Below are 14,322 nucleotides of genomic sequence, written 5' to 3'. Positions count from 1 at the left end.
TCAGAACCTGAAAGAGTCGAAACTCGGGACTTCGTGTTCCGCGTAAGTAATCTCCTCTGCAGCAATGAGTCTGTTCGCGGGCAGGGGATCAGGCCTCCATGTGTTGCTTCGCTCTGACCAGGAGAGAACCTTTGCAGAGGTGAAGTCCTGTGAGCGTGCTGCCAGTAGCGCGTCTTGGCGTTTGCGAAGAACTGTTGAGTCCAGCCAATGCTCATGCAGGCGCTGCTGCGCTAGAAGCAACTGCTCTTCACGATCCGGGGCCTGAAGCTGCTTCTTGTTGAAGTTGCGGATCAGGCGATGCTGGTTGAAGCTCAGGCCCTGAGCGTATGTAGACCATCTGCATTGCGCCTCAATCCAGCGCTTGTCGGGAGTCTGGACATGGAGCATTGAGATGTCATCAGGATCCCATTTGCACAGTACCTTGTAGCCGGTGCCATACTTGTCGGCCATGGGTTGGAAATCATATGAGCCGTAGGGAAGGCCGAGCATCTGGAGGCCTCCCTGCGAGAACGTCAGCATCTGTGACATTCCCGACGCGAGCATGAACTGCGAGAAGCTCCCGGGATATCGAGCGGGCGGGCAGCGTTCAACTCCGTCGGCATACAGCTCGTACGGTGTTGCCATCTTTCTCCAGTTAGGCTGATGTGGGTAGACGTCAGTCACATACTGGAGAAGTCCACGTACGAGGTCGCTGAAGGTGATGGCCGCATCCTTGTATGGGTCGATGCGTACGATGTTTGGTGTCACCCGACTGACCCGACCTTTTACCAGAGTCAATGTGTTCAATCCTGAAAAGAAGCGCTCCACATGGGGTTTCAGCCAGGGGGTGCGGACCCGGCAGTACATGACATCGACGCCCAGTGCCATAGCCATTGCCTTGAACCCAAAGCTATGGAATTCAAGACCGTTGTCGATCACCCATTCGTCTCCGAGACCATGTGCGATCCAGCGAGAGGTCAACCCAAGGCCGGTGGTCAGTTCGTCCTTGGGCATGACCGCGTTGCGGACAACTCCCGCCACGGATGTCAATCCCGGTCCGTAGAAGCTGATGTAAAAGCCAAGGATGTAGCCTGAGTAAGCGTCGATCATGACCGTCAAGGTTGGCCGACCCAGTGGAAGCCCCGTGCGGTCGCAAATAACTACCCAGTTCAGCGGCGTGTGATCGATCTCCACGCGCTGCAGTGGGTACTCCGCCACGCCGTCAGGAAAGGCGGTTCTACACACCATGCGAGCCCGAGCGGCTCCTTCCCGCGAGGCCACTCGCTGATACAGGTCGACATCCTTGACTCGCCGATGAAGGGTGGCAATGCTGACTTGTGCCTCTTCTGCAGGAATTGCTCCCTCACTGACAGCTTCTTTCAGTCCCAGCGTCAGCTGGTTGTAGGCATGCTTGAGCGTGTGTCTGTCCTTGGTGAAGTAGTGGCGCTTGAGAGTCCTCCAAACCAGCGCCTCGACCACTGATGAAAGGCGTTTGACCGCTTTGCGAAACCGGTGCCTGTCGACCAGCGCAAGTGGGTTACGGGAGCTCTTCTCATAGTTCTTGAGCCACAGCATGAGTGCCGATGCAGAGGGCGGTTCTTGATCTCCAAGGCGCATCGCCACGCTTTCAATCAGCTTCGAAATCCGCTTGCGTTGCCCGCGAGTAACTCGCATCCGGTGCGCTGCCTTGACGTATGCAAGCCGCTTCTCCAACCGATTCCGTTCGCCCTCTGACAGGGTGGTCAGGTCGACTACGGCGTTTGTCAGTATCGGGCGTTCGCCTGGGAGCTGCCGATCGCCAGAAACAACCACGAGCTGGTTCGCGTAGATCCTCTTCAGCAGTTCGGTGCGCGTAAGTGAATGAGGTCTTCGCGTGAGAACGTCTTCCAGTATGAACTCGCCATCTTCGAGCTCCCTCACAACCTCCAGCACTCTCGTGCCATGCTTAAGCATCAAGCCAGCGATCAAAGTGATCTGCATGACGACCCTCCGTGATGAGGTTGTTGATGCTGGCGAGTACTGCGCCGCGGCTTATGTCCAGTGCGCTGTCCGTGCACATTCGGCGACGAGCAATCAGGTGATAAATCGTTGGTAGGGCGAAGCCGCGTGACAACAACTCGCTCATGCGCACGCCGGTCTGGCTTTCTTGCGCCAAACCAAGAATGGCCTGCGCCTCGCCCTCATTGCAGTGGTCCTTGCTGTACCTGCGAATGAGCAGTGCGCGTTCCGCGCGGCCCTCTGTTCGAATCATCTGGTCGTGTGCGATCTTCAAGCACACACCGTGGGCCGCGAGTTTTGCCTTCGCTGCCTGATACACGGACTCAAACCTCTCCAGTTTCGACTCCACCTTGACTTCAATGACGATGCTGCTTCGGTCATCGAATTCCACCAAGAAGTCCGGTGTGTACTTACGGTCGTCCAAGTCCAGTCGAAATGGCTGGTGCAGGATTCGCCTCGTAAATGGGTAGAGCGCTGCCAGATGGGCGAAATCGCGCTCGACAGACGACTCTGCCTCAATAGCCTCTGATTGCAGGTGGGGGAGATTGATTAAGCGAACCGATCTGGCAGGCGATCGGGTAACCACTTTCCTGGCGGATCGAGCCATGTTTTCTCCAGGCGATAACGTGCTGGCCCTCTGTAACAACAAAGGGAGTTGTGCTTGACAACCGGGGAGCGCTGGAGGAAACTGACGGTGCTAGCTGATTTTTATCAGCACTCCGGCCGGTCAGTCGAAAGATTGATCGGCTTTTTTTATGTCATAGGATCTCCTTGTGTGTGGTGGTGGCAGGGGGCAAGCAGTCGTTGATTTAGTGCTTAATGACTCATTTCGTGGTGATTGAGGCACTTGGCTGTGGCGCGCGCATCCCCAGAGCAAGGGCGATCCGATAGCTGGTGCCGCGCCGGGGTATGCGTTTCCCTGTCAATACGTAATAGACCAGCTTGTCCGAGAAGCCCTCACTTCGGGCCCAGTCTCGAATAGTGATGCCCCGCTCTGCAAACTCGCTTCGTACGGCGTCTGCGGTTCGGGTGATTGGGGTCAGAGGCTTTGGCATTGGTCGCTCGGGAATTCCAACGAATTCCAAAGATGCTAGCAAGGCCGACCTAAAAATGCAAATCACGGTCGTACGCGGGTCATGCAGCCTGCGGTCAAAGCCTGTTGACGAGGGAGCCGTGTTGGGCGTCGTCGACTGACCGCCGCGGGGCGTATCAGATATCGAATAAATTCGGTGTGCGTATCAGATATCTAATTCAATTCTGCTTTTGATGAGTGCACTAATCATCATTGTGCCGACGAACACGGCGATTAAGATATCAAATAGGCTAACTCGATCTGCTGAGACGTATCGCAAAGGGGCAGGCGTGGCACGCTTGACGGCTGACGCCTTGGGAACGGAGTGCAAGAAGATCCGCTCGCGGTTGGTGAAGCTGCGAGTGAGCGTGCACCCTTGAGCGGCGAAGGGCGGATCAGGCATTCAGGCTCGTGGGCAGCATCGGGCGCTCGTGAATATCAGCCTGGATTGGTCAACGGTCACGTGAGCAAAGCGGCCTGAACGCGTGACCACCACATGATGGTGGGTTGCCTATGGCGACTCGGCGCCTAGCTCTCGGGCAATCTTCGTGAAGATCCAGTCCATCTCAGCTCGAGAGACGTCCCAGCTCTTCAACTCGACTGCTTGGCGCACACGTGGCAACAAATCCTCAACCGACGTACCCGGCATCGAAGCCAACTTGCGCCGGATGTACTCCGTCAGTTGGACCACTAGGTCCGCACAGTTGTCGAATCGTGCGTAGAACTCAGCTTCCGTCGGCCCTGCCAGAAACCTGCCGTCGATCTTTCGGGCCAGCAACTTGGTCTGCACTCCGCTGACTCCACCCAATGAGCCTTGCCTCGGAAAATCGTCCGGGATCGTCTTGGTTTGTTCGGTTGACATGACTGCGCTCCATGCAGGGGTTCATTGAAGCCACTTCGATTGGCCCGCGATCAGCTCTGACTTGAGCTGATACGTCAGCACCGCCTTGAGTTCGCGCATGCTGCCCACTGGCAGCGCACGCACCATCAACTCATAGCCCAAGAAGACGTCCTGAGGCAGCCCCCATTCGCGAGCGAGATCGCTGAGCGCGTGGGGTACCACCGCCTCAATGTGCTCGCGCTTCGGTTGATCGAAGTACACCAGGCGGCAACGAGACAGCAGCGGCTTCGAAAGCGACTGCAGCGAGTTGCATGTCAGGATGAAGCTCATCATGGACAGATCGCACTCGGTCTGCAGAAAAAGGTCGTACCAATTGCGGTTGGATTCAGGCTCCAAAAGACCCAGCAGGGCGCTCGCAATCGGCGGGCTATTGACGGTGTTGTTTGCAGCCTTCTCCACTTCATCCAGGAGCACCAACCCCGAGGCGCTCTGCGATTGAAGAAGCAGATCGAGTAATGGTGAGGGCTGGCCGGTTGACCACCCTCGGCTGGTGCCAAGGAGCGCGTTCGAGTCGTGCATGCCCCCGACATTGATCGCCCGGAAGCCCAGATTGAGTTCCTCAGCGAGTCGTCGGGCAAACCGGGTTTTGCCAACACCCGGGCCGCCAGCAATCAAAACTGGTGTGAGCCGACATCTCAGCGCCCCACATCGACGCTTCAGTCGCAGTTCGCCGAGCACCTCGCCGACGGCGCCGCGCGCCCAGGGAAACTCATCTTCCAGCCGCTGCTGAATGGCTGACAGGCTGGTCAGGTCAGGCAATAACTCGACTGCCAGAGGCCCCTGCAGAGGCCGATAGCGGTTGATCTTTGCGGAATCGTCGGCGTCCCTGGCAGGAGGGATGTCGCCTGGGATCACGACGTGCATCGGAAATGGCGAATCACCCCTCTTCCTCTGCGTCGGCTCAGAGCGCCCGAGATCGTCATGGCCGGCATTGCCGGACGGTACTGCCGTGCGCGGCACTTTGTCTTCTGACGCCAGGCGATCAACCACGGCCAGTAGCGCGGCATCACGCAATGGCACGGCCTGCGTCGCGCCACTCTCCAGCCGAAAGAAGTCTTGTGGATTGAGCAGTCGCCAGATCCGACAACCCTCTGACATCAAAAGCTGACGGCGATCCTCGATGGTCCAACTCTGTACGCGCCCAGTACCGTGGAGGAAGTAGGTCAACAGCAGCTCAGCAGCCCGCAGCCGCGTAAAGCGACTCATGGCGTCGAAGTCGGATCTGCTCATGCTCACGAGCAGGCCATAGGCCTCATCGAGTACGGTGCTCGCGATGCCCATGGTCTGGGCGGTGGCCACAGGCTCCCCCTTGAACGTGAGCTCGAAGCCAGTGTGCGACCCATGCCTCAGTGATGCGGTCTCGGCTCGATGTTCATGTAGGGCGTAGTACACGTGAACATACGCATGCATCTCCTCGATCGCGAGCCCCCGGGGTAGCACACGTCGCAGGTCTGCAGCGAACTGCGCGCGCGAGGGAACCTCTTCGAGGTGGCGTTTCAGGTGACTGGAGAAGCCGAGCAGTGCGGCTGCCCGGCTCTCGGGCGTTCTATCCGGGTCGATTCCCAATACGATGCGTACGAACGGCCCGCTCAGCGCATCGTCGGTATTGAAATCGAAAGCGGGATGCGTTGCGCCCCGCTGGCGCGCCCACTCAGTGAGCCACAAGAGTCGATCCTTGGAGGGGATCGCCACACAGGTCGCGTCTTTGGTATCCATGCTGCTCTCCGCAAGTGAAGTTGCGGTTCAAGCTGCGGGCCTGGGAGCAAGGCGGGCGGCTGTCGGAGAGCAACGGAAATGGGCCTTGAGGCCCGCCGTGGGCGTACTGTTCCGCACGCGAACGGGCGCGTCAAGCCACTGCATCTGCACGCGAATATCGTCTACGCAGCACCCGCTTGTGTATGAAATATCCGCGAGGAATCGCAAGTTGTTGATCTGTAGGGGACCTGACGGCCGCAAGTACACGCGTAGCCGTTGGTCGGCTTGTCGCTCTCCCCAAACTCGTTGACCTGTCCGCTACGTTCGCAACACGAGCGTCATGCCCGCTCAAGTCAGTTCACGAAACCACGCTACGCGCTCTTCTTCGTGCTGGCGGTACTCGAGCTGAAACGCCTTGGACTCTTGTAGTGCGTGCGGCCAAGACTTGCACCCGTAGCGCTCAGGGGTTTGGTCTGGGTGGTGCGCAGCCATCCAGCGCTTCGCAGCATCAAGCTGCAGCCAGCCGTCGTTCGCCATGAGCTTGAGGGCTTCCCGTAGTGCTCGGACGATGCCCGCTCCCTGCCAATCGATGGATCCGTCCGGTGCGATGCCGTTGACTATCCAGTCGGTGAAAACAGGGCCCTGAGCGAAGGCGGCAGCGGCCTCGCGCGCCTTGTCCAAGTTTTCGGCCCATTCACACAACTCCACGTAGCGAGAATCAATGACGGCGTAGGTGGTCTTCAGGTGCTGAAGTGCAGCGTCGCACCCCGCATCTGTCCACACATTGAACCGCTCGATAAGGTGGTGTACGAGTTCATTGCGCAGACGCACGAGCTCCTCAACTGCTGATCGCATGCGATCCAGGCCTTCCTCCTTCATCTGCATCTGGAACTGGAAGGACATCAACATCTGATCGCCAGCAATCCTGGATTCATCCAAGACAGGGTGTTCGGTACCCTCGCGAACTGCAAAAGTGTCAAAAAGCACTTCGGCGAGCTGGCCAAGCGTCTTCCCACCAAATTGCTTGATGTTCTTCTCGCGGATGGCCTGGAGTTCATCGGCAGGTTCCCCGAATCGATGCAGGCTGAGCATGCTCTTCAACAGGCGCTCGTACTGTTGAATCCGCAGCAGACAGCGGCCAAGCTGCCGCTGGACTTCATGTTGAGACACAGGATTGAAGGCGTCTGGCATCGAATGTGATGGTAGCTCGGGGCCCTCTACCTGGCGAACATTCAGAGTGCGCCTAGTGCCAGAAGCTCGAAGGCCTTGAGCCGCCACATGACCTCGATCGATTTTTTTCGGGGAAGCGGGTGATAGTAGGCCCATGATCGCAATGGGTGCTGCCACCCCACTGTTGCATGAGCACCTGTTTCGCTGAGTACGGACAGTGCACGACTGGCCAGGATCTTTAGCCAAGGACTGACACCCCAGGCCAAGAAGATGGGCGCACCGGTCTTTCGACGAAGTGCCCCACTGAGCTCTTTCTGACGGATGGGGGAGAAGATGGAGTGCCCATCGTGTCCGTGCTGCGCTTCGAAGCGCTTCACATGGCCGCGCAGCTTTGAGCTGTCCTTTTCGCGCAGATCAGAAAGATTCAACACGCGCACATGACCCCATCCGATTGCAAGCATCAGGCGCATGAGCTGGTACTGCGTCATGTCGGGTTCGGTCGGAACCAACCGGGAAGCAGCTAGAGATGTTGGAGCTTGCGCAGTCAGCGGCTCTGATTTTCCCGGGTTCATCATGACAAATATCGCGTCGCATGCTTCGGACCAGGGTGTTGCGCCGCTGGCAGGATCTCGCGCCGCTCGTGCAATCTCAAGCACAGATCGGGACGGAAAGAGCCCATTCGTGCCAAGGTGTTCATAGAAGCGGCCGACCACCCGAAAGTGCGGTACGAGTCCAGCCTTATCTGTCGCCAGTGCGGACTTTCCAATGGGAGCAAAGGTCATTTGGTCGTTCAAGGCTTATCGCCGCTTTCGCCTTGCCTCTAGGCGCTCATTCGTTCGGTGTGTTCTCCTGCAGAGAGATCTTCTGCTGACCTGAAGCAGCGTCAGGGCATACGGATCTTTGTGGCTCGACGCTGGCTCAGAGTACCAGTCTGCCGCACGTTTCAGAAGGCGCAATGATGGCCTCCATCCCTGCGGTGAACTGGAGGTAGTCAGCCTCCATGCCGTCGGAAAAGATGATGCCGTTGTCCGGCATCCGCGAGCGCACCCGCAGCGGCTCGCCTGCCAATACCCGCCCGTGGACCAGCGTTGCCTTCGCGGTCCGCGTCGGGAACGGCTCACGCACGGCGAACACAAGGGCTCGTTCTTCCCAGGGCATGGGCTGGTAGTCCTCCTCATCAGTGCTGGCGCCCAAGCTGCGCGCGATGGCCAGCGAGCCCGTCACGATGCTCTTGAGCCATGCGGTGGAGCCCAGACCGGTGGAGACGATGAGCCCCGAGGACGACTGGAACTCGGTCTGGCCGCCGTAGGAGAGGTCGTACAGCGCCGAGGTGTGGCTGCGCGGCCCGATGAAGAGATCGTTCACCGCGCGCAGCACCTGGCCGTCGCTCAGCCGCGCCTCGGCCATGGTCACAGAGCGGGTGTTGCGGTGCTCGGCGGCCACCCCCGGCAGGATGGCGGCGAGATCGGCCGGCTGGAACGGCAGCAGCACACCGTCCCAGCGGGAGGGCTCGGGGTTGAGCCCCACCAGCGGCTGGCCCTCGAGGTACTTCATCGTGTTGGCCACCAGGCCGTCCTGGCCCAGGGCCACCACGATGTCGCTCGGCGCGAAGACGAAGTTGGCCAGCAGCGAGCGGTCGACGATCTGGTAACGCCCCCAGGCCTGCAGTGCCTGCACGGTCACCCGCAGGCTCGCCGCATAGGCTTCACTCTCCTTGAGGTAGTCGGAGAAGTCGGCCCCCAGGTGCTCCACATAGAACTTCGCCTGCCCGAGCGTGTTGTGGCGTGCGATGAGGGTGTCCAACCGAGTGCGCCGCGTCACCAGCACCACCCGCCGATCGCTGGCGGCGGTGGTCACACCGGCCTCCGCGCCGCCGCAACCCCGGTGGTGCCACCGCCCGCACCCAGCAAAGAGCTGAGCAACTCGGGCGACATGTTGAGCTGGCCGATGCGCTCGGCTCGCTCGGCGATGCCGCCGAAGGCCTGGGCGATGAGCTGGCCGGGCTGCATGCCCACGGCCGCCAGCGCCTGCACCACCCGGGGGTCGGCCTTCTCCAGCGCGTCCATCACGGCGCGCACCTTGTGCGCCTGGGCCTCGGCCTCCTGGCGCGTGTTCTCGGCCGCGCTCGCCACGAACTCCTTGCGCTGGTTCTCCAGCACGATGTCGGCGCTCATCTGCTCGGCGCGCAACTCGTTCTGGCGCCGCATGGCCGCGGCCCGGGCCTCCATCTGCGTTTCCTGGATCTCGCGCTTTTTCACCTCCACCGCGATCTCGGTGTCCAGCTCGTTCTGGCGGATCGCCCGTTCGTTCTGCACGCCGGCCATGCGCCGCTGCGAGATGGCGTCATCGGCCGCCTTGAGGTTGGCCTCGCGGGCTTCGGCCTCCAGCGCTCGGGCAATGTCGGGCGTGGGCTTGATGGCCACGACCGCCACCCCCAGGATCTCCAGGCCCAGCGCCTGCACCTCGGGCTGCTTGCCCAGCTGCTCCTGCACCGCCCGGGCCACCTCGGCCGTGGCCTTGAGGGCGTTGCGCAGCGGCAGCGCCTGGATCACCTGCTGCACGATGGCGCGCACCTGCATGACCACCCGGTCCTGCAGGCGCTCGGGATCCTCCGAGGCGTAGGTGACACCGTCGGCCTCCAGCGAGAAGTCCATCATCTTGTAGATGCGGCCCGGGTCGCCCACCCGGTAGGTGACCTCGCCCTGCACCGTCACGCCCTGGAAGTCGCTGGTGACCAGCTCCAGCATGAAGCCAGCGTCGCGGCTGGCGATCGGCACCGCCACCAGCGAGGTGGTGGGCGCGTAGTAAAAGAAGGACAGCCCGGCCCCCTGGCGCACCAGCTTGCCCCCGCGGAACTGCATGAGGTGGGTGGTGGGCTGCGATTTGATGAAGCGGATACCAAGCATTTGAGGCTCCTTGTAAGTTGCACAGTACAACCTTATGAGTTGTATAGTACAACCCAGACAGGAGATGTCAAGCATGGTCACCAGAAAACCCACACCGCGCGCACCGGTACACGCACCCGACTTCGAGCGACCGCTGGTCACAGTCGATGTCGTGATCTTCACCGTCAGGGACGAGCAGCTGCAGGTGCTGCTGGTGCGCCGTCCGGACACGGCGAGCGACCCCTTCCCGGGCCGCATGGCCTTGCCCGGCGGCTTCATCAACGTGGCGCTGGATGCGAGCCTCTACGACTGCGCCCTGCGCAAGCTGGAAGAGAAGACCGGCTTTGAGGCGCCCTACCTGGAGCAGCTCGGCAGCTGGGGCAGCGCGAGCCGTGATCCGCGAGGCTGGTGTGCCACGCACGTCTATTTCGCGCTGGTGCCACCACCGCCAAACGATGGGGCCCCCGGGTCTGAGGCGTCGCAGTGGGTAGAGGTGGAAGCCGCCTTGCGCAAGCGCCTCGCCTTCGACCACGCAGAGATCCTGGCGGCGGCGGTGGAGCGGCTGCGCGGGAAGGTGGAGTACACCTCGCTGCCCGCGTTTTTGCTGAGCGAGCCGTTCACCCTGCCGCAGCTGCAGCGTACCTACGAGATCGTGTTGGGCCGGCCCATGGACAAGAGCGCGTTCCGAAAGCGCATGCTCGACGCACAGTTCCTGGCTGAGACTGGCTCGATCGAAGGGGGTGCGGGGCGCACGGCCATGGGCTACCGGGTGCTCGATCGTGAGCGCGCCGCCGTGTTCCCGCGCACCTTTCGCGCCATCGAGACGCCATCATCAAGGGACTGACATGCGAACCCACCTGCTGATCATCGACCCGCAGAATGACTTCTGCGACATCGAGGGCGCGGCGCTGCCGGTGGCCGGCGCCCACGCCGACCTGCGCCGCCTGGCCGGGTTCGTCGAATCGAATCTGCCGCGCCTGAGCGGCATCACGGTCACGCTCGATTCGCACGCCAGCGTGGCGGTCGAACGCACCACCTTCTGGCTCGGTCCGGACGGTCAAGCGGTGCCACCGTTCACCTTCATCACCGCGGACCATGTCAGCTCCGGTGTCTACCGGCCCAGGGACGCCGGCCTCACGCTTCAGGTGCTGGGCATGCTGGAACAACTGGCCGCCGCCGGCAAAGCCGGAATGGTGGTGTGGCCGGTGCACTGCGTCACCGGCACTTGGGGCCACAACATCCACGCCGACGTGGCGCGCGCGCTCGCGGCCTGGGAGCTGGCCCACCAGCGCGCCATCACCAAGGTGCTCAAGGGCGAATACCCGCTCACCGAACACTTCGGCGTGTTCGAGGCCGATGCGCCGGTGGCCTCGGTGCCAGCCACGCAGTTCAACACCGCGCTGGCCAGTTCGCTCGCCACATCGGCCGACGTGATCGCGATCGCAGGCCAGGCCTCGAGCCACTGTGTGGCGGCCAGCTATGACCCGTTCATGCGCTTCCTGGCGCACGAGCCCGCCGCGCCACGCGTGGTACTGCTGCGCGACTGCATGAGCCCGGTGCACGGCTTCGAGCCGCTGGCCGAGGCGCTGTTCGAGCGTGCTCGCGCGGCGGGCACCCAGGTGATGAGCGTCGAGGCGTTCGCCCGGTCTCTGGCTTGACACTGCATTCCCCTCCGGAGAACTCCATGGGCCAACCCATCGACACCACCGCCCGGGCTGTGCACTCGGCCGACAGATCCGCGGGGTTCACACCCGTCGTGACGTCGCTGCTGGGCACCGACCTCTACAAGTTCACCATGCTGCAGCCCCTGCTGCATTCCATGCCGGCCAACCAAGCCGAGTACCGCTTCGTCTGCCGCAACCAGCCCGCCTACCCCCTGAGCGAACTGCGTGACGAGGTGCAGCGCCAGATCGAGCACCTGTGTTCCTTGCGCTTCAGCGAAGACGAATTGGCCTACCTGGGCGGCCTGCGCTACATCAAGTCGGATTTCGTCGACTTCCTGCGCATCTTCCACCTGCAACAGCGCTACATCACGGTGGCGGCCGCGGGCGATGCGCTGAGCATCGTGGCCCGGGGCCCGCAGATCCATGTGATGCTGTTCGAGATCTTCGTGCTCGCCATCGTGAACGAGGTGTACTTCCGCCGGCTCGCCACCCCCGACACACTGAATGAAGGCCGGCGCCGCCTGCGGGTCAAGATCGCGCGGCTGCGCGAATTCGGCGATCGTGGCATCCAGCGGCAGCACCCCTTCGAGTTCTTCGATTTCGGCGTGCGGCGCCGCTTCTCTGCCGCCTGGCAGGAAGAGGTGGTGGCCACGCTGGCGCACGAAGTGCCCGGGTACTTCAAGGGAACGTCCAACGTGTACCTGGCGAAGAAGTACGGCCTGGTGCCCATCGGCACCATGGCGCACGAGTTGAAGTCCCCTCGAAAACCTGAACCAGCCGGAGGTAGAGAATTCCCTAAGACGGAGTCTCTACATGAAGAAATCCAGATTCAGTGAAGCGCAGATAGTCGGCATCCTCAAGGAAGTCGAGATGGGCGCGAAGGTCGGCGAGACGTGCAGGAAGCACGGCATCAGCGAGCCGACGTACTACAAGTGGAAGAGCCAGTTCTCGGGCATGACGGTCTCACACCTGTCGCAGCTTCGCCAGCTGCAGGACGAGAACGCCAAGCTCAAACGCATGTACGCCGACCTGGCGCTGATGCACCACGCTCTGAAGGACGTCGTTGATCGAAAGCTCTGACCCCGGAGCGTCGCGAGGCGGTTGTTCAAAGTCTCATGGCCGAGCACGGTATGAGCCAGCGCAGGGCCTGCATTGCCAGCGGGATTGCTCGCTCCACGCTGCGCTACCAGCCTGTCGCACGCGACGATTCCGGGGTTATTGCCTTCGTTCAAGCCCACATGGCGCTCAACCCACGCCACGGCTTTGGCCTGCTGTACGACAGCGCCCGTCACCAAGACAAGCCCTGGGGCAAGACGGTGCTCTGGCGCGTCTACTGCGAGCTGCGGCTGAACCTGCCACGGCGGGGCAAGAAACGGCTGCCTGCGCGCATCAAGCAACCACTACACGCAGCAGGCCAGCCCAACCAGGGCTGGAGCTGTGACTTCATGTCTGATGCGTTGTGGTCCGGCAGGCGCTTCAGAACCTTCAACGTCATCGACGAGTTCAATCGCGAGGGCCTGCACATCGAAGTTGACACCAGCCTGCCGGCTGCGCGCGTCATACGGGCGCTCAACGAACTGGTGGAGGTGCGCCGCTGTCAATTCGCCTGGACAATGGCCCTGAGTTCATCGCTCACGCCCTGGCCCAGTGGGCTCAGAGCAAAGGCATCGCCCTGCAGCACATCCAGCCCGGCAAGCCCACGCAGAACGCCTATGTAGAACGATTCAACAAGACCTACCGCACCGAGGTGCTCGATTGCTACGTCTTCGAGTCACTGCAGGAAGTACGTGACATGACGGCCGATTGGCTGCATCGCTACAACCACCAGCGCCCCCATGAGTCCCTCGGCCGAATCCCACCGGTCGAGTACCGTGTCAAACTGTTCCCCAACCTCTACTTCTGACTGGCTCAGGAATTCGAGGGGACTTCAATCGAATGAAGCCATGCTCGTTGCCCCTTGTGCTCGGTGATCGAACTCTCAGTAATTCTGGGACCAAAGAGAGGAGAACGCTAGCTACGACTCTCCCACAGCTATATTAAGAATGACCCGCGCTAAGAATCAAGGGCGAGATCAATCAATCTTCGGCGTTCTTGACCTCAGTTTTGGGAGTGCGAACTCTCCTTGTGCTTAAGAGTTCAACTCGGCGATTTCTAAGGATGAGGGAATCAAATGGACTTCTCGCTCGAAAAATTGCGGGGGTGCGATGTACATAAGCGAGTTCCGAAAGCGCGTGTTCGACGCGTGACTACTGACCGAGACTGGGCCGATAGACGTGTATGCGGGGTGCACGGCCATGGGCTTCCGGATCCTCGATCGCGAGGGCGCGGACGTCTTGCCACGCACCTTCCGAGCCGTCGAATCACCATCATCCTAGTCGGGCAGCGCGCGTTCACCGTCATCGACGAGTTCAACCGCGAATTCCTGCGCATTGAGGTCGATACCAGCCTGCCGATGCGTGCGTCATACGGGCGCACAACGAGTTGTGGGGGGGCGGTGCGCCGCTGCCGAATCGCCAGGACAATGGCCAATAATTCATCGCCCATGCACTAGCACAGTGGGTGTCAAACTGTTCCCCAATCGCTACTTCTAATTGCCTCGAGAACTCGATGGGGCTTCAAAGAAGCCTAAACTTCGGGTCCCACCAAGTCCGGGGTAGCAACTGGGCTGCAGCCGGAGATTGTCAGATGCTCCACGTCCACTTGATCGGCGAGTTCGACTTCTGCGTGAATCCGACACGACACGGCCCCTTGCCGTCGTCGACGCGGAAGTACACCGCACCGGCGCCGACCACGTTGATCTGGAGCTCCCCCGAGAACCTGACCTTCTCGCCTCGTGGTTGACCCCAAAGCATGACGCCTAGACCGACCTGAACACGTCGGTCAGGCGGGCATGCCACAACGTATGTGGCCATCGCATAGATGTAAGTCTCTGACCACTGCCAGTTGGGCCCCTCGACT

At 61.1% G+C, this 14,322-nt stretch carries 12 protein-coding genes and 2 pseudogenes; 4 read left to right on the top strand and 10 right to left on the bottom strand.

Annotation, left to right across the window (positions count from 1 at the left end):
• From G9Q37_RS11580 to G9Q37_RS11535, 10 genes are all read right to left on the bottom strand, one after another.
• On the bottom strand, positions 1 to 1,959 hold the full coding sequence (locus G9Q37_RS11580) for a DNA-binding domain-containing protein (protein WP_166227342.1): 1,959 nt from the start codon (positions 1,957 to 1,959) through the stop codon (positions 1 to 3).
• Positions 1,925 to 2,584 (bottom strand): TnsA endonuclease N-terminal domain-containing protein, encoded by a 660-nt coding sequence (locus tag G9Q37_RS11575; protein ID WP_166227341.1) that lies wholly within the window; start codon positions 2,582 to 2,584, stop codon positions 1,925 to 1,927. The genes G9Q37_RS11580 and G9Q37_RS11575 overlap by 35 nt, the downstream gene beginning before the upstream one ends.
• A gap of 217 nt (positions 2,585 to 2,801) precedes the next feature.
• Entirely contained in the window at positions 2,802 to 3,032 is a 231-nt protein-coding gene (locus G9Q37_RS22020; protein WP_205710641.1) for a DNA-binding protein, read from the bottom strand.
• Positions 3,033 to 3,215: 183 nt separating this feature from the next.
• Positions 3,216 to 3,452 (bottom strand): hypothetical protein, encoded by a 237-nt coding sequence (locus G9Q37_RS11565; RefSeq protein WP_166227340.1) that lies wholly within the window; start codon positions 3,450 to 3,452, stop codon positions 3,216 to 3,218.
• Between the two features lie 108 nt (positions 3,453 to 3,560).
• Positions 3,561 to 3,911: a hypothetical protein gene (locus G9Q37_RS11560; protein ID WP_166227339.1), complete on the bottom strand. Its 351-nt coding sequence runs from the start codon at positions 3,909 to 3,911 to the stop codon at positions 3,561 to 3,563.
• A 21-nt stretch (positions 3,912 to 3,932) separates the two neighbouring features.
• Entirely contained in the window at positions 3,933 to 5,666 is a 1,734-nt protein-coding gene (locus G9Q37_RS11555) for an AAA family ATPase (protein ID WP_166227338.1), read from the bottom strand.
• 327 nt (positions 5,667 to 5,993) lie between these two features.
• Entirely contained in the window at positions 5,994 to 6,836 is an 843-nt protein-coding gene (locus G9Q37_RS11550; protein ID WP_166227337.1) for an OST-HTH/LOTUS domain-containing protein, read from the bottom strand.
• A 41-nt stretch (positions 6,837 to 6,877) separates the two neighbouring features.
• Complete coding sequence (locus G9Q37_RS11545) at positions 6,878 to 7,597, bottom strand: DUF1643 domain-containing protein (RefSeq protein WP_166227336.1); 720 nt, start codon at positions 7,595 to 7,597, stop codon at positions 6,878 to 6,880.
• Positions 7,598 to 7,733: 136 nt separating this feature from the next.
• Entirely contained in the window at positions 7,734 to 8,672 is a 939-nt protein-coding gene (locus tag G9Q37_RS11540; RefSeq protein ID WP_166227335.1) for a diacylglycerol kinase catalytic domain-containing protein, read from the bottom strand.
• On the bottom strand, positions 8,669 to 9,721 hold the full coding sequence (locus G9Q37_RS11535; protein ID WP_166227334.1) for an SPFH domain-containing protein: 1,053 nt from the start codon (positions 9,719 to 9,721) through the stop codon (positions 8,669 to 8,671). Before G9Q37_RS11535 ends, G9Q37_RS11540 begins: the two co-directional genes overlap by 4 nt.
• Positions 9,722 to 9,794: 73 nt before the next feature.
• On the opposite strand from G9Q37_RS11535, the gene G9Q37_RS11530 reads away from it, so the two are divergent.
• The 4 genes and pseudogenes from G9Q37_RS11530 (at position 9,795) to G9Q37_RS11515 (ending at position 13,267) form a co-directional block, all read left to right on the top strand.
• Positions 9,795 to 10,544, top strand: coding sequence for an NUDIX hydrolase (locus G9Q37_RS11530; RefSeq protein ID WP_166227333.1), 750 nt, complete (start codon positions 9,795 to 9,797; stop codon positions 10,542 to 10,544).
• 1 nt (position 10,545) lies between these two features.
• The gene (locus G9Q37_RS11525) at positions 10,546 to 11,358 is read left to right on the top strand and encodes a cysteine hydrolase family protein (RefSeq protein ID WP_166227332.1); all 813 of its coding nucleotides are present in this window, start codon (positions 10,546 to 10,548) and stop codon (positions 11,356 to 11,358) included.
• Between the two features lie 137 nt (positions 11,359 to 11,495).
• Positions 11,496 to 12,113: pseudogene (locus G9Q37_RS11520) on the top strand (beta/alpha barrel domain-containing protein); the annotation flags it as partial.
• 64 nt (positions 12,114 to 12,177) lie between these two features.
• Positions 12,178 to 13,267 (top strand): annotated as a pseudogene (locus G9Q37_RS11515) (IS3 family transposase).
• The last annotated feature ends 1,055 nt before the right edge of the window (positions 13,268 to 14,322 follow it).

The sequence above is a fragment of the Hydrogenophaga crocea genome, from assembly GCF_011388215.1.
GTDB classification, from domain to species: Bacteria; Pseudomonadota; Gammaproteobacteria; order Burkholderiales; family Burkholderiaceae_C; genus Hydrogenophaga; species Hydrogenophaga crocea.
This window is presented reverse-complemented; position numbering and strand designations above follow the sequence as displayed.